The following is a 25,781-nucleotide window of genomic DNA, read 5'->3' as shown; positions in this document are numbered from 1 at the left end:
AAAAATTAGTTTTAAATACTTGTTACAAAAAACATGATAAAAATTTTACATTTTTCTCATAGCATGAGAAGTGAGGATGGTATTGATGCTGCTTTAAAACGCCTAGATCCTTCTCGCTTTAAACTCTCTGCATTGATTGTATCACCTTCCAATAGCCCAATCAAAACGCAATATACAGCAGATTTTTCTTATCCTATAGATACATTAAATATTCCTTTAGCTTGGGAAAACTACCCCCAAATACTTAGGTTATTAGTTGCTAAAATTAGACAATTTAAACCCCATATTCTCCATGCTCATCATTACCATGAAAATTTAATTGCTTCTGTTGCAGTCCGACTTACTCCTGTCCCCTGTTATGTGATTGGACGGCATTATGCTGACCTAATTTATCATCTGTCACACGGGGTTAAACAAAACATACTCATCAAAGCAGAAGGGTTCTGCAATTATACGGCAACACAAATTGTCGTACCGACTCAGCAGGTTGCCCAACTTTTGACGGAAAGACAAGGGGTTCCCCCTGAAAAGATAACAATAATTCCCTATGGGTTTAATTTTTCATCTTACGTGCCAAGTTCTCCTGATTCTCCTAAACGCTTACGTCAAGAATATGAGCTACAAGACAAATATATGATCCTTGCTTGTTGTCGATTAAATCGAGAAAAAGGGTTGGAATATTTGTTTGAAGCAATTTCTCAAATCAAAAGAAAAAGCAGAAATTTTAAATTAGTTATCGTAGGAAGCGGCACTCACCAAGAAGAATTACATCAACAATGTAAAAATTTGGGAATTAATAATTTTGTTACATTTGTTGGTTGGCGCACTGATGTACTTGATTGGATCGCTGCTGCTGATCTGGTGGTGCAACCCTCATTAAGTGAATCTTTTTGTCAGGTTTTAATTGAAGCTTTGGCATTTTATAAACCTGTAATTATGACTCCAGTAGGAGTAGCACCCGAAGTTATTGGTAAAAATGAACGCGGGCGTCTGGTTCCTATTAGTAATAGTGAAGCGATCACGGAATTTATTTGTGAACTGATGTCAGATAGAGAATTGGGTGAAAAATTAGGAAAGCTAGGAAATCAGTATGTTCGACAAAATATGGGTGCTGATGTAGCTGCTCGTCGCTATGAAAATCTTTATAACAGTCTCATCGAAAAAACACTTTAATCCTAAAACTAAAACAACAGCCAGGAGTATCCATGACTTATACAGGAGATTTTTATAAATATTGTGACTCAGAGGCTAAACATTCAGCCCAAGAAATTATTCCCATCCTGCTGGAATTTATTGAGCCGAAAAGTATTGTAGATGTTGGATGTGGAGTAGCCACCTGGCTATCAGTTTTTCAACAATACGAGATTGAGGATATTTTGGGGATTGATAGTGACTTTGTCGATAGACAGATGTTACTCATACCTAAAAGTAAATTTAAATCACAAGATATTAGTCAGCCTTTTTCAATGGACCGAAAATTTGATTTAGTGGTTTGCTTGGAAGTGGCCGAACATCTGCCTCCGGAGAATGCCGAAGCTTTTATTAGCTCTCTCTGCAATTTAGGCGATATTGTGCTTTTTTCAGCAGCAATTCCCCATCAAGGAGGAACCCACCATGTTAACGAACAGTGGACAGATTATTGGAAAGAAGCTTTTGACAAGAGAGGATATGTTTTTGTCGATTGCATTAGACCTAGAGTTTGGAATAATGAAAATGTAGCTTTCTTTTATGCTCAAAATATGATTCTATATGTGAAAGCGAATCAAACCGCCAATTATTTAAATTTAAAACAATGTTTAGAACCCAATTTTAAGAGTCACTTTGTGAGTGTTGTTCATCCAAAACAATATTTAGAAGCTGTAAAAAGAATGCAGCCTGAAAATATGTGCTTGAGTAGCGCATTAACTCAGTGCTGGAAAATTCTGTCAGTTTTACCAAGCTTATTTTATCGAGCAGTCAATCGCAGGGTTTTATCAAAAACCAATAAAATTAAATTATGCTAACTATCTCCGTCATAATCCCCGCTTATAACTACGCTGACTATATTGGACATACAATTAATAGCGTACTGAGCCAAACGTATCCAATTAAAGAAATTATTGTGGTTAATGATGGTTCTACAGATAATACTGCTGAAGTCTTAGCGAGTTATTGCGATCGCATTCAAGTAATTTACCAAAAAAATCAAGGTTTATCAGCAGCTAAAAATGTTGGAGCAAACCATGCAACGGGGGATTTATTAGCGTTTTTGGATGCTGATGATATCTGGCTACCTCACAAGTTAGAACGACAAGTAGATCGCTTTATTGTAGAACCAAATTTAGGCTTAGTGCATTGTGGTTTAGAAATTATCGATGCGACAGGTTGCGTCACCGATCGGCAAATGAATGGTCTTGAAGGTTGGGTTGCTCAGGAAATGCTAAAACTTTCTCGTCCCGTTATTTTAGGAGGTGGTAGCGGCGCAGTAATCCCGCGAAATACTTTTTTATCTGTCGGCGATTTCGATCCAGGAGTTTCTGTTTCCCATGATTGGGATATGTATTACCGAATTGCACGATCTCAAGAAGTGGGTTTTGTCCCCGAAGTTTTGCTTCAATATCGCGTGCATGGGCAGAATATGCACAGCAATGTTCAAAAAATGGAACGGGATATGCTGCTTTGTTTTTCTAAGGCTTTTGGGAAGGAAAATTTATCAGAAATAAGTAATTTACGCCGTCAAGCTTATGGAAATTTGCACCGGATGCTTGCCGGATCTTTTTTTCAGGCTAAACAGCCTTTATCCTTCATGTATCACTTCCTTAAAAGCCTCTGGTTTACCCCGAATAGCTTTTTATATTTTCTGGATTTTCCTCGACGGTGGTGGCAACGACAAAAACTTATTACAGGAATAAGATAAAAAAATGTTTACAGCTAGGATGATTTGTCTGACAGAAGCCAATCTGACAATGGCCAGAAATAAGCCTCGTTCATTACCGATTGCGATCGCTTATCGTGTTAAATACATCAGCAAAATCTTTTTAGGTTCGACTCGCTTACTCCGTTGTTGTCTATTTTTATCTTGGTTACTAAAGAGGTTTGCATGGGAACTTAGCAGTGAAATATTTGGTTCATCCTTTCACAAAGCCACGATGGCATTATCAGAAGAAATACTACAAAATTGGCTCCCAGTTAATGGTTCGATGATTGATATTGGTTGTGGGACGGGACGCTGGTGTCGCGTTGCGGCTGAGTATGCAAATCGAGTTGTAGGAGTTGATAGTAATTCGGCAAATATTGAAATTGCCAAACAGCTTTCAGGTGATAAAAAAATTGAATATATTATTGCCGATATAACTCAAAATGTGATTTCAGATCAATTTGATGTTGCATTGTTAATCCACGTTTTAGAACATATGGACAACGCCGACGCTCTTTTGCAAAAAATTCACACTATAGCGGCTACATTAATTATTGAAGTCCCAGATTTTGAAGCTGATTCACTCAATTTAGTCAGACGAACTCTGGACTCTCCTTACTACTCCGATGCCGATCATATTAGAGAGTACACCCTTGATATTTTAAACAACCAATTAGAACGAAATGAATGGAAAGTTAATGATATTAAACGGTATGGAGGTTCTGTTTTAGCGATTGCCAGTTATAATCCCGCCAGTAGCCTTTGTCCCACTCCTATTCATACTGAGCAAAATGATATCTCAAAAATTTCTCAGAAATAATATGAGTTCAGAAGTTCTCTATATTTCCTATGACGGGTTACTAGAACCTCTGGGTCAATCTCAAGTTTTGCAATATCTGTATCACCTGACGAAAGAGTATCAAATCACTTTAGTGACTTATGAAAAACCGGAAGATTGGGCGGAGACAAAAGAGCGGAATGCTTTAATTGAAAAAGTTCGCGCCTCTGGAATCCGCTGGATTCCTCTCCGGTATCACAAACATCCCACGGCACCCGCAACGGCTTACGATTTATTAGTCGGTTTTCTCCTGTGTAGTTATTTAGTCATCCGTTACCGGATTGAGATTGTCCAAGTTCGCAGTTACGTTCCTGCTCTACTCGGTTTACTATTAAAGCGAATTTTTAAGGTTGGGTTTATTTTTGATATGCGCGGGTTTTGGGCAGATGAGCGAATTGATGCGGAAATATGGCCGAAAGACTCTCGACTTTATACAATTGCCAAATGGGCTGAACAGCAATTTTTAACTAATGCAGATGTGGTGGTTTCCTTGACTCATGCGGGAGTAGCGGCGATGCGAGAATTTCCTTATTTAAAAGAAAATCCACCCCGATTTGAAGTGATTCCCACTTGTACCAATTTAGAAATATTTCATCCTAGGTTTAATACCCAAGATAGACAAGACAAATCTTTCACTCTAGGATATGTTGGTTCTGTGGGAGGCTGGTATCTTTTTGATCCAGTTTTGGAGTGTTTCAAAGAATTATTAGAAATTAGACCGAATGCTCGATTATTAATTCTGAATCGAAATGAAGGCGATTATATCCGGAATCGCCTTCATTTTTATGGAATAGATGAGCATTTAGTGGAACTTAAAACCGTTTTTCATAGCCAGGTTGCCGAAGAAATGCATCAAATGAATGCCGGAATTTTTTTTATTAAACCTGTTTTCTCTAAACGGGCATCTGCGGCAACTAAACTAGGCGAATTTTTGGGCTGTAGCATTCCTTGTTTAAGCAATGATGGCGTGGGAGATATGACAGCAATTTTAGAAAATCATCGAGTGGGTGTGGTACTTAGAGAATTTAACCCAGAAGCACAAGTGCTCGCGATTCAGCAACTTTTGCAATTAGTCGAAGATCCCAATGTGCGCGATCGCTGTGTCGCCACTGCCCATCACTATTTTTCTTTAGAACAAGGTGTCAAGTCTTATAAACAAATTTATCAATCACTTGGCACTCGTGCTGTTGCGATAGGAAAACAATTAAATCATGGAAAGAATTAAAGAAGTCTTATGGTATGCAGAGGATCGTCCTTGTCCCGTTTGTCACTCGAAGAAAGCAAGGATTCTCGGTTCTAGGGGTGGACAATCTCATCACAGAAGTCTAGGTGTAGCAACTAATATAGTTCGCTGCTGTGACTGTGATACTGTTTACCAGTCACCAACTCTACTGCCTCAATCCAATCCTTATGCAGAATACTCAGAGCAAGAATATTTCCAAGCACATTATGCAAATAGAAAAATTTTAAATGGTGAAGCACTCGCTGCTTTTGCAGAAAATATTCTTGAAAAACCGGGCAAGATGTTGGAATTAGGATGTGGACGTGGGGAACTCCTAAAAGGAGCTGCAAATCGCGGATGGGAAGTTTATGGTGTAGAAATGACAGAAAATTTTGCCACGGTATCAAAGTCATATAATATCAAGATTGAATGCAATTCATTCAAAACTGTAAATATTTAGAAAAAGTTTATGACACTATACTTTTAGCTGCGGTTCTCGAACACCTTTATGATCCATTTGAGACTCTCACAAAAGTTTACAATGCACTTCGTCCCGGAGGTCTGGTATTTATCGATATTCCCAATAAAGGGTCTTTGGTAACCAGAGTTGGAAATGCCTATATGCGTCTTCGGGGAACGGATTGGGCGATCAACTTAAGTCTAACTTTTTCTCCTTTTCATGTGGTTGGCTTTTCTCCAGCAAGCCTGCGATATCTTCTGAATTCCACTGGATTTCGGCCAATTTCACTACAGCTTCATCGTTGGAGCAATGAATTGCCGACTGGAAAAAACATACGAGCCAGATTAGAACACAGGGGTCTCGATATAGTCCAATTTATTGGGGGGTCGATCGGTATGGGTGATGGAATAACGTGCTGGGCCATCCGTGAGTGATGAGTATAACACCTGCTGAAGCACCTCTGCTCAAACATATTTATCTTAGAAGCTTTCTCCTGCGCTTTGGGCTTGCTATGGCTGCCTGGCTAGTGACTATTTTTTATCCGGATATGCCATTGATACAGGATGGCCTTAGCTACGAAAAATATGCGGCTCAACTGGCATCGGACTGGCTCGTAGGAAGACCCTCGTCGGTTTTGGAAGTAGGTATTGGAGCGCGAGCGCCAGGGCCAATTCTCCTAATTGCTTTTTTCTATTTCCTAACCGGCGGCTTGCGAGTTTTACCCCTGGTTCTAGCCTTTTACTCTTCTATTACCGCTTGGGGACCAGTGCTAACTTATAAGATTGCGCGACAGTTAGGTACTTCACCGTCCGGGGCGTATTACAGCGCACGCTTGATTATGTGGTCGCCAGCGTTCTTGATTTGGTCAGCTCTTTATAAAGAAGGGGCAATTTATGTGGTGCTTAATCTGATGGTTTATCATATTTTGCTCTTGCAAGAAAAATGGCAGCCGCGATCGCTGTTAATTGTTGTGGGTTGTATGCCTGCTTTGTTTGCTCTGCGCTTTTACTTAGCTGCAGGACTTGCACCAATTGTGGCATTGGGGCTGCTGTTCGGGCGTGTCAAAACACACGCTGACCTTGTAAATCTGCTGTGGGTGCTACTCAGGCAAATAGTCTTAGTGGCGGGTTTGATATTTCTCTTAGGACAGGTCGGATTTTTTGATCGCGTGCAAGCGGATCTACCTGCGAACTTGGAAGAGGCATTGGCAACTATCCAAATCTCCCGTTTCGATTTGGCAACAAGCGCTACTTCCGGTTATTTACCTGATGCTGATGTATCCACACCCGAAGGAGCATTAGCGTTTTTACCCTTGGGGCTACTTTATTTTCTTACTGTTCCCTTTCCCTGGCAGTTGGGAAGTATGCGACAGAATATTACGATTCCAGAGACCGCCTTTTGGGTGTTACTCTTTCCTCAGATACTGAGTGGAATGAAACGCGGGTTGATCCGCAACTACCAGGGAAGTGTGCTAATTATTGCCATGACTGCATCTATCTGTATTTTGTATGCTTTATTTATGGGCAATATTGGTACTGCTTACCGAATGCGGGCGCAGGTATGGCTACTGTGGGCAGTATTTGCGGGACTGGGTTGGGAACAAAAGTACGAGCGCAGATTAGCCCAGTTGGAATCCAAGCAGCTCAGAGGACAAATCCGATGAAAGTTTTAGCTTTAATGCCAGCTTTATACGATACCTCTCCGGGCCAGCGGTTTCGGCTCGAACAGTGGGCAACATATTTAGAAAAAGACGGATTTCATTTTACTTTTCTGCCTTTTGAAGACGAGACGCTGCACCAAGTCATTTATCAACCGGGACAATATATTAAAAAAGCGCAGTTAATGATGCAGGCATTTATCCGTCGCCTGGAATTTTTAACGACAACCCAAAAGTTTGACCTAGTTTTTATTTACAGAGAAGCTGCTGCCATCGGTCCGGCAGTCATCGAACGCTTGGTTGCCCAACAGGGGTTGCCAATTATTTATGATTTTGATGACCCGATTTGGATGTCTTATCGTAGTCCCACAAATGGTTTCTTGAGCAGACTGAAATGGCCGAGCAAAACGGCAACAATTTGTCGATTAGCAAAGACCGTTATGGTCGGGAATTCTTTATTAGCTCAGTATGCTAAACAATACACCGATCGCGTTTCTGTCGTACCGAGTACCATCGACATGAAAGATTATCCACCGAAAGGCGATCACCAAGAGCAGGCAACTGTGACGCTGGGATGGACAGGGAGTCATAGCACTTTACCCTTTTTGGAAGACATTAAAACACCGTTGCAACAAGTGACCAGTATATATTCCTTCCGATTATCAGTTATTTCTCATACCGATACCTATCAAATGGAGGGAGTACCGACTTTCTCCAAACTCTGGAAGGCCGATACTGAAGCGCTGGATTTACACGATGCCGACATTGGGTTAGCACCGTTTCCGAATACAGGTTGGACACCTTGGCGCTGTCATGGAAAAATTTTGCAATACATGGCGATTGGTATTCCCACGATCGCCTCGCCAATTGGCATTATTCCTGATTACATCCAAGATGGTGTAAATGGATTTTTAGCTTCAACAGATCAGGAGTGGGTTGAAAAGTTATCCCGGTTAATTGAAAACCCCAACTTGCGTCGGGAAATGGGTCTAGCCGGACGGAAAACTGTTGAAAACCGGTATTCGGCTGCGGTTTGGGTTCCCAAACTTAAAGAAATTCTGCGCTCGGCAGCATCTACAACTCAGCTTTAATCAACTTAGGAGAATATTGAAATGTATATTTTGGGTTTAACAACAATGGGCGATGCCGCTGCCTGTTTGATAAAAGATGGGGAGCTGATCGCAGCGGCTGAAGAAGAAAGATTTTCGCGGATCAAGCATCATGTTGGTTTTCCCTATAAATCAGTAGAATATGTTCTTTCTGAAGCCGATATTCAATTTAAGGAGGTAGACCATATCGGACTCTACTGGAAACCTTGGGTCGTCGGACAGCGCATTTTGGTAACGCTCAATACCTTACCGCAATCTTGGGCTGCTTTTAATAGCCGCAGGAAGCGCGGTTTAGAACAAGTGGGGGGACATTACAAACAAATGTTCTTCATGCAGCAGCACTTGAAGGAAACGTTTGGGGATAGCAAGTTTAAATTCCACTATTTGAGCCATCATCTGTGTCATGCTGCTTCTTGTTTTTTTGTCTCGCCTTTTGATCACGCAGCTATTTTTACCGTAGATGGCACTGGCGAAGACTGCACCACTCTGTGTGCCAGAGGGGAAGGAAGCCGCATTCACACCCTTGATCGCATTAAGTTACCCCACTCCCTGGGACAATTTTACTCTGCAATGACGAACTTCCTCGGTTTTGATATGTTCCAGGGGGACGAATGGAAAATGATGGGATTGGCCGGATGGGGCAAGCCCGAATTTTATGACTATTTTATAGACAACATTCTCATTCCTATCGGCAAAAATAAATTTCATTTTAACACAAACTTATTGGATCACCATTTAGCAAAGGATTATATTTTTAATCTAGAGTTTATGAAGGTAGTAGGCCCCAATCGAAAACCGGATGAAGAAATCACTCAAGCTCATCGCAACCTAGCGGCTACGGCTCAAAGAGTGCTGGAAGATATTGTCATTAAATTGCTTAATTGGCTTTATGAAGAAACCCAGGAAACCAATCTATGCATGGCGGGAGGTGTAGCTTTTAACTCCTTGATGAACGGAAGAATTATGACAGAAACTCCGTTTAAAAATTTCTATTTTCAGCCTGCTGCAGGAGATTCCGGGTGCGCTTTAGGTGCTTGTTATCAAATCTGGAACAGCAAGCTGAACAAACCTCGCAATTTTGTGATGAATCACGCCTACTGGGGACCGGGATTTTCAGACGCGGAGTGTCAGCGAGTCTTGGATCAAAAAGGATTGAAGTACGAGCATTTTTCTGAAGAGACTTTGGTTCGGAAAGTGGCCCAGGTGTTAGCAGAAGGTTATATTGTCGCTTGGTTTCAAGGACGCATGGAGTGGGGTCCGCGAGCGTTGGGCAATCGCAGTTTTATTGCGAATCCTACCGATCCTGAAATGCGAGAAAAGTTGAATCATCAAGTGAAGTTACGAGAGTGGTTCCGTCCTTTGGCTCCATCGATGTTAGAAGAAGCAAGTTGCGAAATTTTTGGAACCGATCGCTACGATCCATTTATGATTACCGTCTTTCCAGTGGTTGAAGACATGAGAGCAAAAATTCCGGCGGTGGTTCATATAGACGGAACCGCTCGACCGCAAACGGTTCGCAAAGAGATTAATCCGCGCTACTGGAAGTTAATTAAAGAATTTGAATGTTTAACGGGTATTCCTTGTTTACTTAATACCAGTTTTAACATTCAAGAACCGATTGTCTGTACTCCTGAAGATGCAGTGAATACCTTTTTGAAGTCGCAAGTGAGGTATTTGGTTTTAGGTGGTTGTTTGATAGATAGAGATCAAACAAGTAGTGAAAATAAATTAATTAAAAATTTTTTCTAATGAAAAATATTGACTTAGAAACTGTAGAAAGATTTGGCCGCGAATGGAAGAGCTTCAATTATTCAGAAGTTGAAAATTTGGAAATTACAGAAATATTTACCTCGTATTTTTCTATATTTCATTGGGAACGGCTGCCTAATGAGGCAGTGGGTTTTGATTTGGGTTGCGGTAGCGGTCGCTGGGCGAAATTCGTTTCTCCTAAAGTGGGAACGTTACATTGTATTGATGCTAGTACAGCCGCTTTAGAGGTGGCTAAAAACAATTTGTTGAAAGTGGAAAATTGTGAATATTATCACGCTAGTGTTGATCATATTCCCCTCCCAGATAATTCGATGGATTTCGGCTATTCTCTCGGAGTTCTCCATCACGTTCCCAATACTTTCTTGGGAATTCAAGCTTGTGTAGAGAAGCTGAAGCCTGGTGCCCCCTTGCTGCTATATCTTTATTATGCCTTCGACAATCGGCCTTGGTGGTTTCGCTTGATTTGGCAACTCAGCAATATCATTAGGCAGGGGATTTATCGGCTTCCTTACCCAGTTCGTTATGGGGTAAGTCAGATGATTGCTTTGCTGGTTTATCTACCACTGGCTCGTTTTTCTCTTCTCTTAGAAAAATTAGGCTTAAATGTGGATGTTATTCCCCTGTCTATTTACAGAAGCCGGAGCTTTTATGTTATGCGTAATGATTCATTAGATCGCTTTGGCACGAAATTAGAAAGCCGATTCACTCAAGATGAAATACGTCAAATGATGGAAGCGGCAGGTCTGATAAATATTGTGTTTAGCGATCGCGCTCCCTATTGGTGTGTTCTGGGGTATAAGAAATAAATGTGTGGAATTTGCGGCTGGCTTGATCGCAGCGTTTCAAACCCTATAGAGTCTCGTTCGGTTCTAGAACGAATGAACAACCGGCTGCTGCATCGCGGCCCGGATAGCGGTGGAATTTGGGTTGATGAAACGGCGGGAATTGCATTAGGACATCGCCGATTAGCGATTGTGGATCTCTCCCCAGAAGGACATCAGCCCATGATGTCGGCAAACGATCGCTATGTGATCTCCTTTAATGGCGAAATTTATAACTTCTTAGAATTGCGGCGAGAATTGGAAAACCTGGGTCATCGGTTTCGGGGCGGTTCAGATACGGAAGTGATGCTGGCGGCGTTTAGCGAATGGGGAATTGAACCGGCGGTTAAACGTTTTAATGGAATGTTTGCTTTTGCACTCTGGGACCGGCAAGAACGAGTGTTGCATTTGGGTCGCGATCGCCTGGGTGAAAAACCCCTTTACTACGGTTGGGTCAATGGATCGTTTCTCTTTGCTTCAGAACTCAAAGCCCTTAAAGCGCATCCAAAATTTTCGGCTGAAATCGATCGCGATGCTTTAGCCCTTTACCTTCGGTTTTGTTATATTCCCGCACCTTATTCGATTTATCAAGGCATTTATAAACTACCTCCCGCTTGCCTGTTAACGGTGCGATCGCCAGAGACTCATGCCGAACCTATTCCCTATTGGTCGGCAAAATCTACTGCCATTTCTGGCATTTCTCAGCCATTTTTAGGTTCCGAAACCGAAGCCATTCACCAACTAGATGCTCTCCTACGAGATGCGGTGAGTTTACGCATGATGGCGGATGTTCCGTTAGGGGCATTTCTCTCCGGTGGAATTGACTCCTCAACCCTGGTTGCTTTGATGCAGGCGCAAAGCACTCAACCGATTAAAACATTTACCATTGGAACCCATGAAAAAATTTACAATGAAGCTGACCATGCTAAGGCAATAGCTCAACATTTGGGCACCGACCACACTGAACTTTATGTCACCGCAGAAGATGCTCTGGCTGTCATTCCCAAACTCCCGACCCTTTACGATGAACCCTTTTCTGATTCTTCCCAAATCCCGACTTTTCTGATTTCTCAACTGACTCGAAAACAAGTCACGGTCAGCCTTTCTGGTGATGGCGGTGACGAACTGTTTGCAGGCTATAACCGTCATTTATGGGGGCGTCGGTTTTGGCAAAAACTCGGCTGGATTCCCCCAATGGCTCGCCAAATGGCAGCCGGTGCAATAACTCAGTTGTCTCCCGAAACTTGGGATGCGATTTTCCAGAAAAGCGATCGCTTTATCCCTCACAAATTCAAACTCCGTCAACCGGGAGATAAACTGCAAAAGCTGGCTGAAGTTTTAGCCATTCATAACCCCCAATCCCTTTATAAACGTTTGGTTTCAAACTGTAAAAATCCCGAAACTGTGGTACTCGGGAGCACAGAACCCCCAACGGTATTAAGTGACTCGAAAATCTGGCACGAATTCTCCGACTTGACCGAATGCATGATGTATTTGGATGCGGTTACCTATCTTCCCGATGATATTTTAGCCAAAGTTGACCGAGCCAGTATGGGGGTTAGCCTAGAGGCACGAGTTCCCTATTTAGATCATCGGGTTGTAGAATTTGCATGGCAAATTCCGCTCAGGATGAAAATCCGGAACGGGATGGGCAAGTGGTTGTTACGTCAGGTTCTTGATCAATACGTTCCTGCTGGTTTAATGGAAAGACCCAAAATGGGTTTTGCGGTGCCGATTGAGCGCTGGTTGCGCGGTGAGTTGCGCGATTGGGCCGAAGCCTTATTAGATGAACGACGGCTGCGACAAGAAGGATTTTTTAACCCCCAACCGATTCGCGAAAAGTGGGAAGAACATTTATCGGGTCGGCACGATTGGAAATACTATCTCTGGGATATTTTGATGTTTCAATCTTGGTTAGAGCAACAGAATAATAGTAAAAATTTGCTCTCGCAGGTTCATCAGTGAATTAAAATTCAACGTAAATTAAGTAACTTTAAAAAAGATGCTTTCCTCCTCCCCCTCCCCCCCCATCCGTATCATGCGAATTATTGCCCGCATGAATGTGGGTGGCCCTGCCACTCATGTTACTTTACTTAATGAAGGGTTAACTCATCTGGGTTATGAGTGTCTGTTAGTGACTGGGATGGAAACCAGTCGGGAAGGGACGCTCAAAGATGAATTTGCGGCGCGTCAGTTGGCGATGGAAATTATTCCAGACTTGGGGCGTGAAATTAATTTTCGTCAGGATATTTCTACGCTGTTTAAACTGTATCAGTTAATGCGGGAGTGGAAGCCGGATATTGTTCATACCCATACGGCGAAAGCGGGTTTGGTGGGACGATTGGCAGCGCGGTGGGCGGGGGTTCCCTGGGTGGTGCATACGTTTCATGGTCATGTGTTTCATGGGTATTTCGGGGCGGCGAAAACTCGATTTTTTATTGAATTAGAGAAATTTTGTGCGAAACTGAGTAGCCGGATTATTACGATTAGCGATCGCCTGAAATCGGAAATTGTTAGCTATGGTATCACCGATGCTTCCCACATTGAAGTGATTCCTTTGGGTCTGGAACTCCATCGGCTCAAGGACGTCTCGACCACAAATCGGTTTCGTGCAGAATTCGACTTACCGGCGGATGTCGGTTTAGTGGGTGCGGTAGGGCGTTTGGTGCCGATTAAAAATTTGCATCTCTTTTTAGATGCGGCAGCGATCGCCTATCAACAAAATCCCAATCTGCGCTGTGCGATCGTGGGCGATGGCGAACTGCGTGGTGAACTTGAAACTTACGCCGAACAGTTGCACATTGAGAAAGCGGTCATCTTTACCGGATGGCGTCGGGATTTGGCGCAAGTGTATGCAGATTTGGATGCGGTGGTAATTTCCTCGGATAATGAAGGTACTCCGGCTTCTTTAATTGAAGCAATGGCTGCCGGTTGTCCGGTGATTTCTACCCGGGTGGGGGGGGTTGCTGATTTAATCCAGGAGGGTTATACTGGGCGTCTAGTTCCCCCCCGGGACCCGGAGGCTTTAGCTCAAGCCATCCTCACTTTATTTGAGGAGTCTACGACTACAGCGCAACTGGCACAGGAAGCCCAAAGACTGACGTTACAAAACTATACTTCAGAGCGCTTGGTTGCTGATATGGACAAGTTTTACAAAACTTTAACCCGGGTCTCGAAAGCTTGTCCATCTTCTCTAGGGATTGCATCAGGGTGAACCGTCGTTAAACCCTGGATTGACCGAACTGAAACTAAAAACCTGGTTTTATACTCTCCTTCTGCCTATGAATCCTGATTGGTAGTTCATCAACCTCATGTTTTAAGCATAAGTGCTATATGAAACCGATTCAATCCGGTATTCGATTTTGGTGGATTCCCTGAGTCCCTAGGTCATCGGGGTGCATTTGACCGCAGGGTGAGGGGAAAATCAGTGGGTTAGCTTACCGGCAGAGGAGACAATTCTCGAAACTTCGGCTGAGTTAACTCGCTGGGTGATATTGTGGCTCTCCCTCACCCTGAACTGAACCCTGATGTACCAGATGAGGGCAATTTCATGACTACACATTGGTTACTCGCTGAGACTGTTATTTTGTCCATGTCTCTGGCCGGTGGAGGGACTTATCTGGCCCGCTCTGCTGCTTGCCGCTTGCGGTGGCTGGATAAACCGGGACAGCACAAGGCACATAGTCGTCCAATTCCCCTGTTAGGCGGAATTGCGATGTATCTAGGATTTATTTCAACTTTACTGATTGTTAATTCACAGTGGTTATTCTCCCAAGGGGTGACCCTGGCGATCGCCGCGACGTTGCTGGCGGGGATGGGATTGTATGACGACCTGCGCGGACTCAATCCTCTACCGAAACTGGTCGGCCAACTCGGGGCAGGGATCGCTTTGGTCTCTAGTGGGATTTTTATACATATAACGGGAATTCAGGGGTTAGATATTGCCTTGACTTTGTTTTGGGTGGTGGGAATCTGCAATGCTCTGAATCTTCTGGATAATATGGATGGGCTGTCTGCGGGGGTGAGTGCGATCGCCTGTGTTGGTTTCGGGGCGATCGCCTGGGTCCAAGGACAAATTCCCTTGGTCGTCGTTTGTGGGGCGATCTTCGGGATCACGTTGGGATTTCTGCGGTTTAACTGGCATCCGGCTACAATTTTTATGGGAGATGCTGGCAGTCTGTTTATGGGATTTTTGTTAGCGGCCCTGGGATTGATGGTCATTTCTCCAAGTGCAGAATTTTCCGGAACCTGGCTAGTTCCCATCGTTATTTTAGCAGTTCCAATTTTTGATACAACCCTGGTTACCTTCTCACGTCTGCGTCGGCAACTTAAAATCACTGATGGAGGACGGGATCACACTTCCCATCGGTTAGTGCGGGTGGGGTTGACGGTTCCCCAGGGAGTAGGACGAATTTACAAGGTAGCTGGCATTTGCAGTGGGATGGGAGTGGCGATCGCTCTCACCCCATCTTGGGCGATCGCGGCACCGAGTGTCATGATTCTCGGTTTGTTGGCGATCGTGGCCTTCTTTTGGTTTGAGCAAGTGGACCTTTCCGATACCGGACAACCCACCCCAGATTCTAACCGCTCCCGGGTTGTTTCTAACGCCGAATCATTAGCTTCTACTCCAGTTTATAAACAACCCTAACTTTAATCCGGGATACCACGCTTCTATTGACCTCTTCAATTAAACCACACCCCATTATGTCGGAAAAAATTGCAATTATTGGACTGGGTTATGTCGGGCTACCCTTAGCCATTGCCTTAGCTAAAAAGTTTCCAGACACGGTTGGTTTTGATATCAATTCTGAGAAAATTCTCGCCCTCACCCAGGGAATCGACTCCACTGGAGAAGTCTGTTTAGATGACTTAAAGTCAACTTCTCTTCACTTCACCAGTGACCCCGAGCATTTAAAATCCTCAACTTTTTTTATTATTGCTGTTCCCACGCCGATTGATTCCAATCGTCAACCCGATTTAACCCCTTTAATCCGGGCATCAGAACTGGTGGGTCGGGTCTTGCAACGGGGTTCGGTTGTTGTGTATGAATCTACGGTTTATCCTGGGGTGACTGAGGAAATTTGCGGAACAATTTTAGCTCAAAAATCGGAATTGCAGGCGGGTATTGATTTCAAATTAGGCTATTCTCCAGAACGCATCAATCCAGGAGATCCAAAACATAGGCTGGAAACTATTATTAAAGTGGTTTCTGGGGAAGATGCACAGACCTTAGAGCGGGTGGCACAGGTTTATGAATCTATTATTGATGCGGGAATTTATCGCGCTCCTTCGATTAAAGTGGCAGAATCTGCAAAGGTAATCGAAAATATTCAGCGGGATTTGAATATTGCCTTAATGAATGAACTGGCTTTAATTTTTGACCGTTTGAATATCTCGACTCATGAAGTATTAGCCGCCGCTGGGACTAAGTGGAATTTTCTACCCTTTAAACCGGGATTGGTGGGGGGTCATTGCATTGGAGTAGACCCCTATTATCTAACCGCAAAAGCCAAACAAGTGGGCTATCGTCCCGAGGTCATTCTGGCGGGTCGGCGCATCAATGACAATATGGGGCGTTATCTGGGTCAGCGGTTGATTAAACTGCTGAGCAATCATGAAAATATTCCCATTAAACAGGTTCGGGTGGGGATTTTAGGGATGACCTTTAAAGAGAATGTGCCCGATACTCGTAACACTCGGGTTCCCGATATTGTGGCAGAACTTGAACAGTTTGGTATCAAACCTTTAGTCCATGATCCTATTGCCAATTGGGAAGAAGTTCACCAAGTCTATGGCATTTCCCTCACTTCCTGGTCTGAGTTTTTTGCCTTGGATGCACTCATTTTAGCGGTGCCCCATCGTCAGTATTTAGAATGCTCACCGGATGAGTTAATCCAATGTCTGAATCCCGAGGGCATTTTTATGGATATTAAATCCGTTTTGGACCCGAGTCTTTTTCCTTCAAAAATAGTTTATTGGAGTTTATAAGGGGTTATGAAACCGATTTTAGTGACTGGGGCGGCTGGTTTTATTGGCTTTCATTTGTGTCAGCGGTTGCTGGGACGCGGGGAAACGATTCTGGGGCTGGATAATCTGAATGATTATTATGATGTTAACTTGAAGCGATCGCGACTGGCGTTATTGCAAGCGCATCCCAAATTTGAATTTTGCCAATTAGATTTGAGCGATCGCCAGGGGATGGAGAAACTGTTTGCTGACTATCAACCGGACCGAGTGATCAATTTAGCGGCCCAAGCGGGGGTACGTTATTCTTTAACTCATCCCCATGCTTATGTCGAGAGTAACTTAATCGGGTTCACCAACATTTTAGAAGGGTGTCGGCACAACAATGTTAAACATTTGGTATTTGCCTCTTCCAGTTCAGTTTATGGCGCAAATACCAAAATGCCCTTTTCCGTTCGGGACAATGTAGATGCGCCCATTAGTTTATATGCAGCCACTAAAAAAGCTAATGAATTGATGGCGCATACCTACAGCTATTTATATGGATTGCCGACCACTGGGCTGCGATTTTTCACGGTTTATGGTCCTTGGGGCCGTCCCGATATGGCCTTATTTCTGTTTACTGAAGCGATTTTAGCCGGAAAGCCAATTCCGGTTTTTAATTACGGTAAAATGAAAAGAGATTTTACCTATATTGACGATATTATCACCGGAGTAATCCGGGTTCTTGATCACCTTCCAAAGGACAATCCAGATGTAACCGAAATGCACTGTCCTAGTCCCGGTCTGGCTGTTCCTTATAAAGTTTACAATATTGGCAACAATCAGCCTGTTGAATTGTTGCGCTTTATTGAAATTTTGGAGGACTGTCTAGGGAAAAAAGCTGAAAAAGAGTTTCTTCCCATGCAACCGGGGGATGTCCCTGCGACTTATGCCGATATTGAGGAATTGGAGCAAGATGTAGGATTTCGCCCCAGTATTCCCCTGGAGGTCGGAATTCCCCGGTTTGTTTCTTGGTATCAGTCCTATTATCGACCTTTTTCTAGTAATCGAGTGCAAGGTTTCACGGACTGTCTACCTCTGCTAGAATGATAGGGATATTCCTAAAAAAATAAAGCTGGCGGTTTCTCACTCTAGTGGGTTGGACTAGGATATTAACGCAGTTAATTATCCCAAATTTGATAAGCTTTATTCAAACTCAGTCGTTATTTATAATATAAAAACGGGTTTGAGGCGTGGGGTCATCAGGGTAGTTTAAATTATTTGCCCTTTAGGGAATGTGGTCTTTCACATTCCCTATTTTTATATGACGCCTCCTGGATGCGGAATCACCCCAAGTCTGGTCAGGCCCCTATTTCACCTTCTGGATAGGCCCCAGACATCCCGAAATATCATTTCTAGTCCCTGAATCCCGTATTATCTCTCCGGGCCGGTTTGTCAAGTACAATTTATACCCAATTAGCTCGAATAAATTGGTTCAAATTAGGAGTAATCTAGTGTAATAATCGCCCAATTCTAGGAAACTTTCCAACGATGATCGACCTTTATACCTTTACCACGCCCAACGGACGCAAAGTTTCTATTCTGTTAGAAGAATTAGGAATTTCCTACAATGTCCATAAAATTGATATTACCCAAGGGCAGCAATTTTCCCCGGATTTCGTGGAGATTAATCCCAATAGCAAAATTCCGGCCATTATCGACCATGAGACAGAAATTACGGTCTTTGAATCCGGGGCTATCTTGATGTATTTAGCGGAAAAAACTGGAAAATTATTGCCAAGGGAGACTAAATCTCGCTATCAAGTAATCGAATGGTTGATGTTTCAAATGGCCAGTGTGGGTCCGATGTTTGGGCAGTTTAATCATTTTAATCGGTTTGCACCGGAAAAAGTTCCTTATGCGATCGCCCGTTATGAGCAAGAAACTTTACGACTGTATGGGGTATTAGACGGACAATTGGCCGATCGCTCCTATATTGCTGGGGAGGATTACTCCATTGCAGATATTGCGCTTTATCCTTGGGTGGCGAGTTACGAGTTTATGGGGTTGACTTTGGAAAAACATCCCCATCTCAAGCGCTGGGTAGAAATACTACAGGAACGTCCGGCAGTACAACGGGGAATGGCAGTCCCCGCCTAAATTACTCTTTTTAAAGAGAAAATTTTGCCGGAAGATAGAAACCGGGTTAATTTTAGAGCAAAGGCTAGATCCAGACTTCAGTCGTGACCCCGAATTGGGGATAGGGACTGAAGTCGTTGCTACAAATAGGGGATACGAGCTTTACGGGTTGATTTGATAAAGTTTGTTATGCTGGGATTATCTGTCCACTAGGATAATTACAGGTATGCACGGGTTTCTGACCGGATCGTTAAAAATTGAACGGTTAAACGTGGCGATCGCCGACTTACCCACTCATCTGAGAGGGACAAAATTAGTCCAGTTATCCGATTTTCATTATGAAAAGGATGGGTTGTCCGATAAACTCTTGGCGGAGGCGATCGCCGCGTCCAATCATGCCGACCCGGATTTGGTCCTGCTAACTGGGGACTATGTAACCCATAATCCTGACTGCATTTACCCTTTGGCATTGCAACTCAAGCATCTTCAAAGTCGCCGGGGTATCTATGGTATCTTAGGCAACCATGATATCAAATTACCTCACTCTAAGTCAACCATTATAACAGCATTTGAGAAGATAGGAATCCCTATTCTTTGGAATGAAGTAGCCTATCCTTTGGGGGCAGGTTTAGCTGTTGTGGGGATGGCAGAGGTGCAGTCAGGTCAATTTAATGCTCGGGCAGTTTTTCCGAGTATTAATGAGTCAATTCCCCGGATTGTTCTCTCCCATAGTCCCGATACTGCCGCTTATTTACAAACCCTGCGGGTTGATTTACAGCTATCCGGTCATACTCATGGAGGACAAATTATTTTACCCAAAATTGGACCCCTCCCCGCTTATTTCAAATGCTTCCGTGAACAAGTTCCTAAAGGGTTAAGGCAATGGATTCCTTATTTATCCAAAAACACTTATAAAATTGTGGAGCGTTGGGAGTGGTCTCAAGGGTTACATCAGGTAGGAAATAATCAACTTTATGTGAGCCGGGGATTGGGGACTTATTTCCCAGGTCGGTTATTTTGTCCCCCAGAGGTGACCATTATTACGTTGCATAAATCAGAGGATAAAAAGACGGAATAAAGCCGGTCTTAAACTCAAGATATTCCCCGACAACAAGAGCTCAGGGTGCTGTCTACAAGGTTCGGCCTTGAAGATTAAAAGAATGTAGTGGAATGGTATGAAAAAAGATTGTATGGATGCTGTAAGACCGATCGCTTTACTGGGTGCAGTGGCGATTTCAATCGTACTCGGTGGGATGGCACGATTGGAGGGTTCTAAACCCCTTTTTGACCAGATTTCTGCCATCAATATGAGCGAGCCTACACCCGTCGGGGCATGGGATATAACTTTAGATGGAGCACTAGAAAATACGGTGGTTACTAAACCCATTATTGCAGCTAATACTCGCTTTGGTATTAAGTTATTTTCTCAAATTTATCAACAAGAAAAGGCTAAGAATATTTTTATTTCTCCCTTGAGTTTGACCCTGGCGTTACAAATGCTTAATGGGGGGGCAACGGGGGCAACTCACGAGGCGATCGCTTCGGTTTTGGAAACCCCAGGAATGGAGCAAGAGCAAATTGATTCTACCCTATCCGCACTGCAAACTTACCTCCAGGAAAGGGATTCAGAAGTAGAATTAGCCATTGCCAATTCGTTTTGGAGGCAGCAAGGTGACTCTTTTAATTCTAATTTTATTCAAAGAATCGAAACCTGTTATCAAGCCCTAAGTCGTGAAATTGATTTTAGTAATCCCGCTACTGCTGCCCCCCTGATTAATGGGTGGGTAGGCCAAGAAACTCGTCAAAAAATAGACCATATTTTAGAGCCTCATGAGATCATGAGCGGTACGGTTGCCCTGTTGGTGAATGCTATTTACTTTAAATCTGCTTGGTTGAGTCCATTTTCTGAAGCAGACACTCGTGAGCATCCATTTGTCTTAGCCGATGGACAGATACAACCTCATCCCCTGATGTTTCAAACCCAAGAGTTTGCTTATTATGAAAATGCCTTGTTCCAGGCCATTGCCTTGCCTTATGGCAATACCGCAGAAGTAAATTTATATATTTTTCTGCCCAAGTCGGAAGTGGGTTTAGATTCATTTTTAGAAAAATTGAATTCAGAAAACTGGAATTTATGGCTTAAAGATTATTGGGAACACAAGCCTATTAAATTGGGGTTGCCCAGATTTAAAATAGAATATGAGATTGAACTGAAAGATCTCCTAACCGCCATGAATATGGGGATAGCCTTTAGCCCCCAGGCAGATTTTAGCTCAATTACTCCCGAACCTTTCTGGATTAGTAAAATCAAGCATAAAACATTTGTGGAGGTGAATGAAGAAGGAACGGAAGCATCGGCAGTAACAGGAATACTGGGGACTCGTAGTGGGCCAGTGGAAATGATTATGGATCGCCCTTTCTTTTTTGCCATTCGGGATGATACCACGGGGACTTTGCTATTTATGGGGACCTTAGTTAATCCGACACTTTAATTTGTCCAAAATTGTCAAAATTAGAGCAAGCTCTTTTAAATGATTCGGGTTATCAATTTAAGAAAAGGGAGCATTTTCCTCTCTGGTTATAGCAGGGAAGGAAGATGCTCCCAGGGATAAAAGAAACGACTGAAGTCGGTCCTACAAACATGGAGAATATTAACGAGTGCTGGTTACGGGTTCGATGTAGTTGGTATTGGCGCGAATGAAACAATTGTTTGTTTGTTCGGGTCCGCTGCTACTTTCTACAAAGATCCAGGGTTGATTGTTGGAATCAAAGGTTAAGATAAACCCGCCGGGAGAAAGTGCTGCTTGGAAGGTGGAATCAGGGGGTAATGTTCCCGTTGCGGGCCAACTTCCGATATTTAAGGGTCCGGCAGAGGGATTCCAGACTTGCTCAATGGTTTGAGCGCCCATGCGACAGTTCAAACCCTTGGGGTCCGGGTCTACGACTCGCCAATTTATATGATTAGATTTACCTGTATAATCCCCTTGGGCATTGGTTTGAGGTAAAACCGATGAGGTGATAGGCGGCTTTTCATCGGGGCTGTCGCTGCCGCGATCGTCCTGAATTGGGGGGGAAGTGGGATTGACTACAGGCGATTGGGGAGATTGGGTAGATGGGGGAGATGGGGGGGATGTCGTACAGCTTAGGGTACTCAGGGTGACGATCGCCAGTAAAATCGGTAAACCTAGAGGCTTAAATCTACCGCGATCGTTGCCCAATTGAGTCAGAGTTTTCCACAAATAATCCAAATACATAACTTGGTGTTGCCCCATGCTAAATCAGTGAATAGTTCAATTTTCTGTTCGTCAGACTTAATTCGGGATATCCTGATTGCGGACTCGGATTTATTGGCGGAATAACCGACCTAAAATCTAGTCGGGGCCTGATGATGAAGACGATTCACCCCCGGACCCGAATCGATATCCTTTGCCATAAACGGTATGAATTAATGGCACCTCCCCTGGGGCTTCAATTTTGCGCCGGAGTAGGCGAATTTGGGCGGCGAGGACGTTGCTGCTGGGTTTTTCTCCCGTAGGCCACAAATGTTGATAAATTTCGCTGTGGGTGAGTAATTGTCCAGCATGGCGCATAAAATATTCCAGGAGGGTGTTTTCTTTTTCCGAGAGTTCGATGGTGCGCCCGCCTCGGTACGCTAACTGGTTTTCGCGATCGAGTTCCAGGTCCTCCCGGTGGAGGTGAGTCTCAGGGTCCGGGGTTTTGGGGGTGGTCGATCGCCGTAGTTGTGCTCGGACTCGCGCTAATAATTCTAGCAATTCAAAGGGTTTAACTAAATAATCATCGGCCCCAGCATCGAGTCCTTGAACGCGATCGTCTAAGGTATCTTTTGCCGTCAGAAATAGAACCGGCGTCACATCCCCTTGACGGCGGATTTCCTGGCAAATGGCTAATCCCGATTGGTGGGGTAACATCCAATCTAAAATGAGCAAGTCATATCCCCCTTGCCGCGCTAATTCGGCCCCGGTTGCGCCATCGGAGGCGACTTCTACTTGATATCCTTCCCGAGTCAGAACCCGAGTTAGGGGTTCAGTGAGTTGGACTTCATCATCCACTAAGAGAATTCGCATTGGTATCAGTGGTAAGGGTTGAAGGTTAGAAAGCGCGTTTTTTCACAACAGTCATGCCCGGTTTGTGTCCAATGAGGGACAGAATCCCGGTTTGTTGTCCCCGATTCTAAATCTTGTCCCCATTCCCCAGTAAAATCTAAAACCGATATTCTCATTTTGTCTTATGCTGACCGTCGCTTTACCGAAAGGATCGTTGTTAACCGATAGCATCCGACTGTTGCAGTCGGTGGGATTGGATTTTAGTGCATTTCTGGATTCGTCAAATCGACAGTTGCAAATTTTAGACCCCACGGGGACCGCTAGGGCGTTGTTAGTCAGGACCCATGATGTGCCGGTTTATGTGGAGTACGGTCAAGCGCAATTGGGGGTTGCCGGTTATGATGTATTGCGGGAAAAACAGCCGCGAGTCGCCCAGGTCCTGGATTTGGGATTTGGCAAATGCCGGTTATCTGTGGCGGTGAAGGAGTCGAGTCCCTACCGGCGATCGCTGGATTTACCCGCCCACGGACGAGTTGCCAGTAAGTTTGTCCATTGTGCCCGGGAATACTTTCAACGCTTGGATTTGCCGGTGGAAATCGTTCCCCTGTCGGGTTCGGTGGAACTGGGACCGATTACGGGGATGTCTGAGGCGATCGTTGATTTGGTCTCCACTGGACGGACTCTCAAGGAAAATGGCTTAATCGAAATGGAAGTGTTATTCGAGAGTTCCGCGAGATTGATTGCCCATCCGATTAGCTATCGTCTGAATACCGATGGCATCTGCGATCGCATTGCCGCCATCCGCGAAATGACGACAACCGCAGTGTAATCCCGGGGGTCCGCAAAGCCGATCGCGTCGGGGGTTGCGCTAGAGTGGGAGGACATCTGTTTTCCATTGTCCATAAGGTTTATTGATGACTCGCTTATCACCGCCCCCAACTCCCAAAGAAGGTCGATCGCGCCGTCGCGAAAATGATTGGCGTTTATTTCTGCGTTTGGTTCCTTATGCCCGTCGCAGTGGTCGTCTGTTGGGGCTTTCCCTGATATTATTAGTCCCCTTAGCCTTTGCCGGGGCAGTCCAACCGATTATTATCGGACAGACGATTTCCCTGATTCGGGGCGAACCCACCAATCTCCCGTTTTTGTCAACGGTGACCCTCCGCCAAGGTTTAAATCTCCTTTCTGGGTTACTCTTGTTGACGATTACGGTCAGATTTGCCTTACAAGCAATTCAGTCCTATTTCGTTCAGGAAGTCGGGCAGAAAATTACGGCGGATATTCGCAATGATTTGTTTGAACACGTCACCTCTTTGGCGGTTCGGTTTTTCGATCGCACTCCTGTAGGACGCTTGATTACCCGCCTCACTAGCGATGTGGAAGCCCTCGGGGAGGTGTTTTCTACGGGCGCAATTGGGGTAGTCACGGATTTATTCTCGATTGCGATCGTCTTAATCATCATGTTTTATCGGCAATGGCAATTGGCACTCCTCCTATTGCTAATGCTCATTCCCATCGCCGCTTTAATTATTTATTTCCAACAGCAATATCGCCTAGAAAACTATAAAGCGCGAGAAGAACTCTCCTCCCTCAACTCTAAGCTACAAGAAAATATTGTTGGCGTTGGGGTCGTCCAAATTTTTCGCCGGGAAGCCTTTAATGCGGAAATTTTCCGGGTGAATAACCAGCGTTATATTAAAGCCGTTGACAAAACCATTTTTTATGATTCTGCTGTCTCTGCAACCTTAGAGTGGATTGCCTTTGTGGCGATCGCAGGAGTTTTATGGTTAGGCGGTCAACTGGTCCTAGGCGATACCATGACAGTGGGGAAATTAGCTGAATTTATTCTCTTTTCCCAGCGCTTATTTGACCCCTTGCGCCAATTTGCTGAGAAATTCACCGCCATTCAAGCGGGATTTACCGCCATTGAACGGATTAGCGATATTTTTAACGAACCCATCGAAATTCGCGATCCCGATGTCAAAGAACGGGCAGTGGGTGACCCGTGGCAAAGGACCGCCCCAGAGAAAAGTTCTCCGGCGATCGCCCACTCTAACAACCCTCATGCCGGAGAAATTCGCTTCCAGAACGTTTCCTTTGCCTATAAAAATGATGAATTTGTTCTCAAAAACCTAGACTTTACCATCAAACCCGGTGAAAAAGTCGCCTTAGTCGGTCCCACCGGGGCCGGAAAAAGTTCGATTGTCCGGTTGTTGTGTCGGCTATATGAAGCGAGTCAAGGTCAAATTCTCATCGATGGCGTCAATGTTCGAGATATGCGCCAAGCTGAATTACGCCAGCATATCGGTGTAATTCTCCAGGATGGATTTTTGTTCGCCGGGGATGTTAAAAGTAATATCAGCCTCGGAGAAACCTATACCCTAGCTGAGATTCAATCCGCCGCAGAACGAACTAATGTAGCCAGTTTTATTGAGGATTTACCCCAAGGATACAATACCCAATTGCGGGAACGGGGAACCAATTTATCCGGGGGACAAAAGCAACTGTTAGCGTTTGCGAGGGCGGCGATTCGCAACCCCAAAATTTTAGTGCTAGATGAAGCAACCGCTAGTTTAGATGTAGGAACCGAATCTTTAATTCAAGATGCCTTAGACCATTTATTGCAGGACCGCACAGCGATTATTATCGCTCACCGTCTCTCGACTATTAAAAATGTCGATCGCATTCTCGTCCTCAAGCAAGGTCAACTGGTGGAACAAGGCAGTCACGAAGAATTGCTGCAACAGGGTGGACTTTATGCCGGGTTATATCAGTTACAGATGTTAGGAAAGTAAAAATATCTTTCTTAGTTCAACGTCTCGCCTTGCTGTCGAGACGTTGAACAGGGGACTGGCGTGATTT

General features: G+C 44.2%; 23 protein-coding genes. 21 read left to right on the top strand and 2 right to left on the bottom strand.

All coding sequences use genetic code 11. The features are described 5' to 3' along the window. The first annotated feature begins 33 nt into the window (after positions 1 to 33). From NG792_RS02005 to NG792_RS01920, 19 genes are all read left to right on the top strand, one after another. A complete protein-coding gene (locus tag NG792_RS02005; RefSeq protein ID WP_261234317.1) occupies positions 34 to 1,173 on the top strand; it encodes a glycosyltransferase family 4 protein in 1,140 nt (379 codons plus the stop codon). Positions 1,174 to 1,205: 32 nt separating this feature from the next. After that, positions 1,206 to 2,003, top strand: coding sequence for a class I SAM-dependent methyltransferase (locus NG792_RS02000; protein ID WP_261234316.1), 798 nt, complete (start codon positions 1,206 to 1,208; stop codon positions 2,001 to 2,003). Then, positions 1,997 to 2,896, top strand: coding sequence for a glycosyltransferase family 2 protein (locus NG792_RS01995; protein ID WP_261234315.1), 900 nt, complete (start codon positions 1,997 to 1,999; stop codon positions 2,894 to 2,896). The genes NG792_RS02000 and NG792_RS01995 overlap by 7 nt, the downstream gene beginning before the upstream one ends. 4 nt (positions 2,897 to 2,900) lie before the next feature. Next, entirely contained in the window at positions 2,901 to 3,716 is an 816-nt protein-coding gene (locus NG792_RS01990) for a class I SAM-dependent methyltransferase (protein ID WP_261234314.1), read from the top strand. A 1-nt stretch (position 3,717) separates the two neighbouring features. Then, entirely contained in the window at positions 3,718 to 4,959 is a 1,242-nt protein-coding gene (locus tag NG792_RS01985; RefSeq protein ID WP_261234313.1) for a glycosyltransferase, read from the top strand. Then, positions 4,946 to 5,416, top strand: coding sequence for a class I SAM-dependent methyltransferase (locus tag NG792_RS01980; RefSeq protein ID WP_261234312.1), 471 nt, complete (start codon positions 4,946 to 4,948; stop codon positions 5,414 to 5,416). Before NG792_RS01985 ends, NG792_RS01980 begins: the two co-directional genes overlap by 14 nt. Next, the gene (locus NG792_RS29065; RefSeq protein WP_353961700.1) at positions 5,386 to 5,850 is read left to right on the top strand and encodes a class I SAM-dependent methyltransferase; all 465 of its coding nucleotides are present in this window, start codon (positions 5,386 to 5,388) and stop codon (positions 5,848 to 5,850) included. The genes NG792_RS01980 and NG792_RS29065 overlap by 31 nt, the downstream gene beginning before the upstream one ends. A 77-nt stretch (positions 5,851 to 5,927) precedes the next feature. Beyond that, the gene (locus NG792_RS01975) at positions 5,928 to 7,079 is read left to right on the top strand and encodes a hypothetical protein (RefSeq protein ID WP_261234311.1); all 1,152 of its coding nucleotides are present in this window, start codon (positions 5,928 to 5,930) and stop codon (positions 7,077 to 7,079) included. Beyond that, positions 7,076 to 8,164 (top strand): glycosyltransferase family 4 protein, encoded by a 1,089-nt coding sequence (locus NG792_RS01970; protein WP_261234310.1) that lies wholly within the window; start codon positions 7,076 to 7,078, stop codon positions 8,162 to 8,164. Before NG792_RS01975 ends, NG792_RS01970 begins: the two co-directional genes overlap by 4 nt. 21 nt (positions 8,165 to 8,185) lie before the next feature. Then, positions 8,186 to 9,931, top strand: coding sequence for a carbamoyltransferase family protein (locus tag NG792_RS01965; RefSeq protein ID WP_261234309.1), 1,746 nt, complete (start codon positions 8,186 to 8,188; stop codon positions 9,929 to 9,931). Further along, complete coding sequence (locus NG792_RS01960) at positions 9,931 to 10,758, top strand: class I SAM-dependent methyltransferase (RefSeq protein WP_261234308.1); 828 nt, start codon at positions 9,931 to 9,933, stop codon at positions 10,756 to 10,758. Before NG792_RS01965 ends, NG792_RS01960 begins: the two co-directional genes overlap by 1 nt. After that, the gene (gene asnB / locus NG792_RS01955) at positions 10,759 to 12,738 is read left to right on the top strand and encodes an asparagine synthase (glutamine-hydrolyzing) (protein WP_261234307.1); all 1,980 of its coding nucleotides are present in this window, start codon (positions 10,759 to 10,761) and stop codon (positions 12,736 to 12,738) included. It abuts the gene before it with no gap. Between the two features lie 73 nt (positions 12,739 to 12,811). Continuing rightward, positions 12,812 to 13,987, top strand: coding sequence for a glycosyltransferase family 4 protein (locus NG792_RS01950; RefSeq protein WP_261234306.1), 1,176 nt, complete (start codon positions 12,812 to 12,814; stop codon positions 13,985 to 13,987). Between the two features lie 336 nt (positions 13,988 to 14,323). Beyond that, positions 14,324 to 15,421 (top strand): MraY family glycosyltransferase, encoded by a 1,098-nt coding sequence (locus NG792_RS01945; RefSeq protein ID WP_261234305.1) that lies wholly within the window; start codon positions 14,324 to 14,326, stop codon positions 15,419 to 15,421. Positions 15,422 to 15,477: 56 nt separating this feature from the next. Continuing rightward, entirely contained in the window at positions 15,478 to 16,761 is a 1,284-nt protein-coding gene (locus NG792_RS01940) for a nucleotide sugar dehydrogenase (RefSeq protein WP_261234304.1), read from the top strand. 6 nt (positions 16,762 to 16,767) lie between these two features. Further along, entirely contained in the window at positions 16,768 to 17,829 is a 1,062-nt protein-coding gene (locus NG792_RS01935) for an NAD-dependent epimerase (protein ID WP_261199976.1), read from the top strand. Positions 17,830 to 18,270: 441 nt separating this feature from the next. After that, entirely contained in the window at positions 18,271 to 18,879 is a 609-nt protein-coding gene (locus tag NG792_RS01930; protein WP_261199975.1) for a glutathione binding-like protein, read from the top strand. Positions 18,880 to 19,084: 205 nt separating this feature from the next. After that, positions 19,085 to 19,936, top strand: a complete 852-nt coding sequence (locus NG792_RS01925) for a metallophosphoesterase (RefSeq protein WP_261234303.1) — start codon at positions 19,085 to 19,087, stop codon at positions 19,934 to 19,936. 112 nt (positions 19,937 to 20,048) lie between these two features. After that, positions 20,049 to 21,350: a serpin family protein gene (locus NG792_RS01920; protein ID WP_261234302.1), complete on the top strand. Its 1,302-nt coding sequence runs from the start codon at positions 20,049 to 20,051 to the stop codon at positions 21,348 to 21,350. A gap of 159 nt (positions 21,351 to 21,509) precedes the next feature. Here NG792_RS01920 and NG792_RS01915 read toward each other — a convergent pair whose 3' ends face one another. After that, positions 21,510 to 22,130: a hypothetical protein gene (locus tag NG792_RS01915; protein WP_261234301.1), complete on the bottom strand. Its 621-nt coding sequence runs from the start codon at positions 22,128 to 22,130 to the stop codon at positions 21,510 to 21,512. A 99-nt stretch (positions 22,131 to 22,229) separates the two neighbouring features. Beyond that, a complete protein-coding gene (locus NG792_RS01910; protein ID WP_261199971.1) occupies positions 22,230 to 22,943 on the bottom strand; it encodes a response regulator transcription factor in 714 nt (237 codons plus the stop codon). A gap of 163 nt (positions 22,944 to 23,106) precedes the next feature. Here NG792_RS01910 and hisG point away from each other — a divergent pair, with 163 nt between their 5' ends. Further along, on the top strand, positions 23,107 to 23,751 hold the full coding sequence (hisG, locus tag NG792_RS01905) for an ATP phosphoribosyltransferase (protein ID WP_261199970.1): 645 nt from the start codon (positions 23,107 to 23,109) through the stop codon (positions 23,749 to 23,751). Between the two features lie 85 nt (positions 23,752 to 23,836). Continuing rightward, a complete protein-coding gene (locus tag NG792_RS01900; RefSeq protein WP_261234300.1) occupies positions 23,837 to 25,714 on the top strand; it encodes an ABC transporter ATP-binding protein in 1,878 nt (625 codons plus the stop codon). Positions 25,715 to 25,781 lie beyond the last annotated feature (67 nt).

It is taken from the genome of Laspinema olomoucense D3b, assembly GCF_025370785.1.
Taxonomy (GTDB): domain Bacteria; phylum Cyanobacteriota; class Cyanobacteriia; order Cyanobacteriales; family Laspinemataceae; genus Laspinema; species Laspinema olomoucense.
Note: the sequence above shows the minus strand (reverse complement) of the source record. Positions and strands in the feature narration are given on the sequence as shown.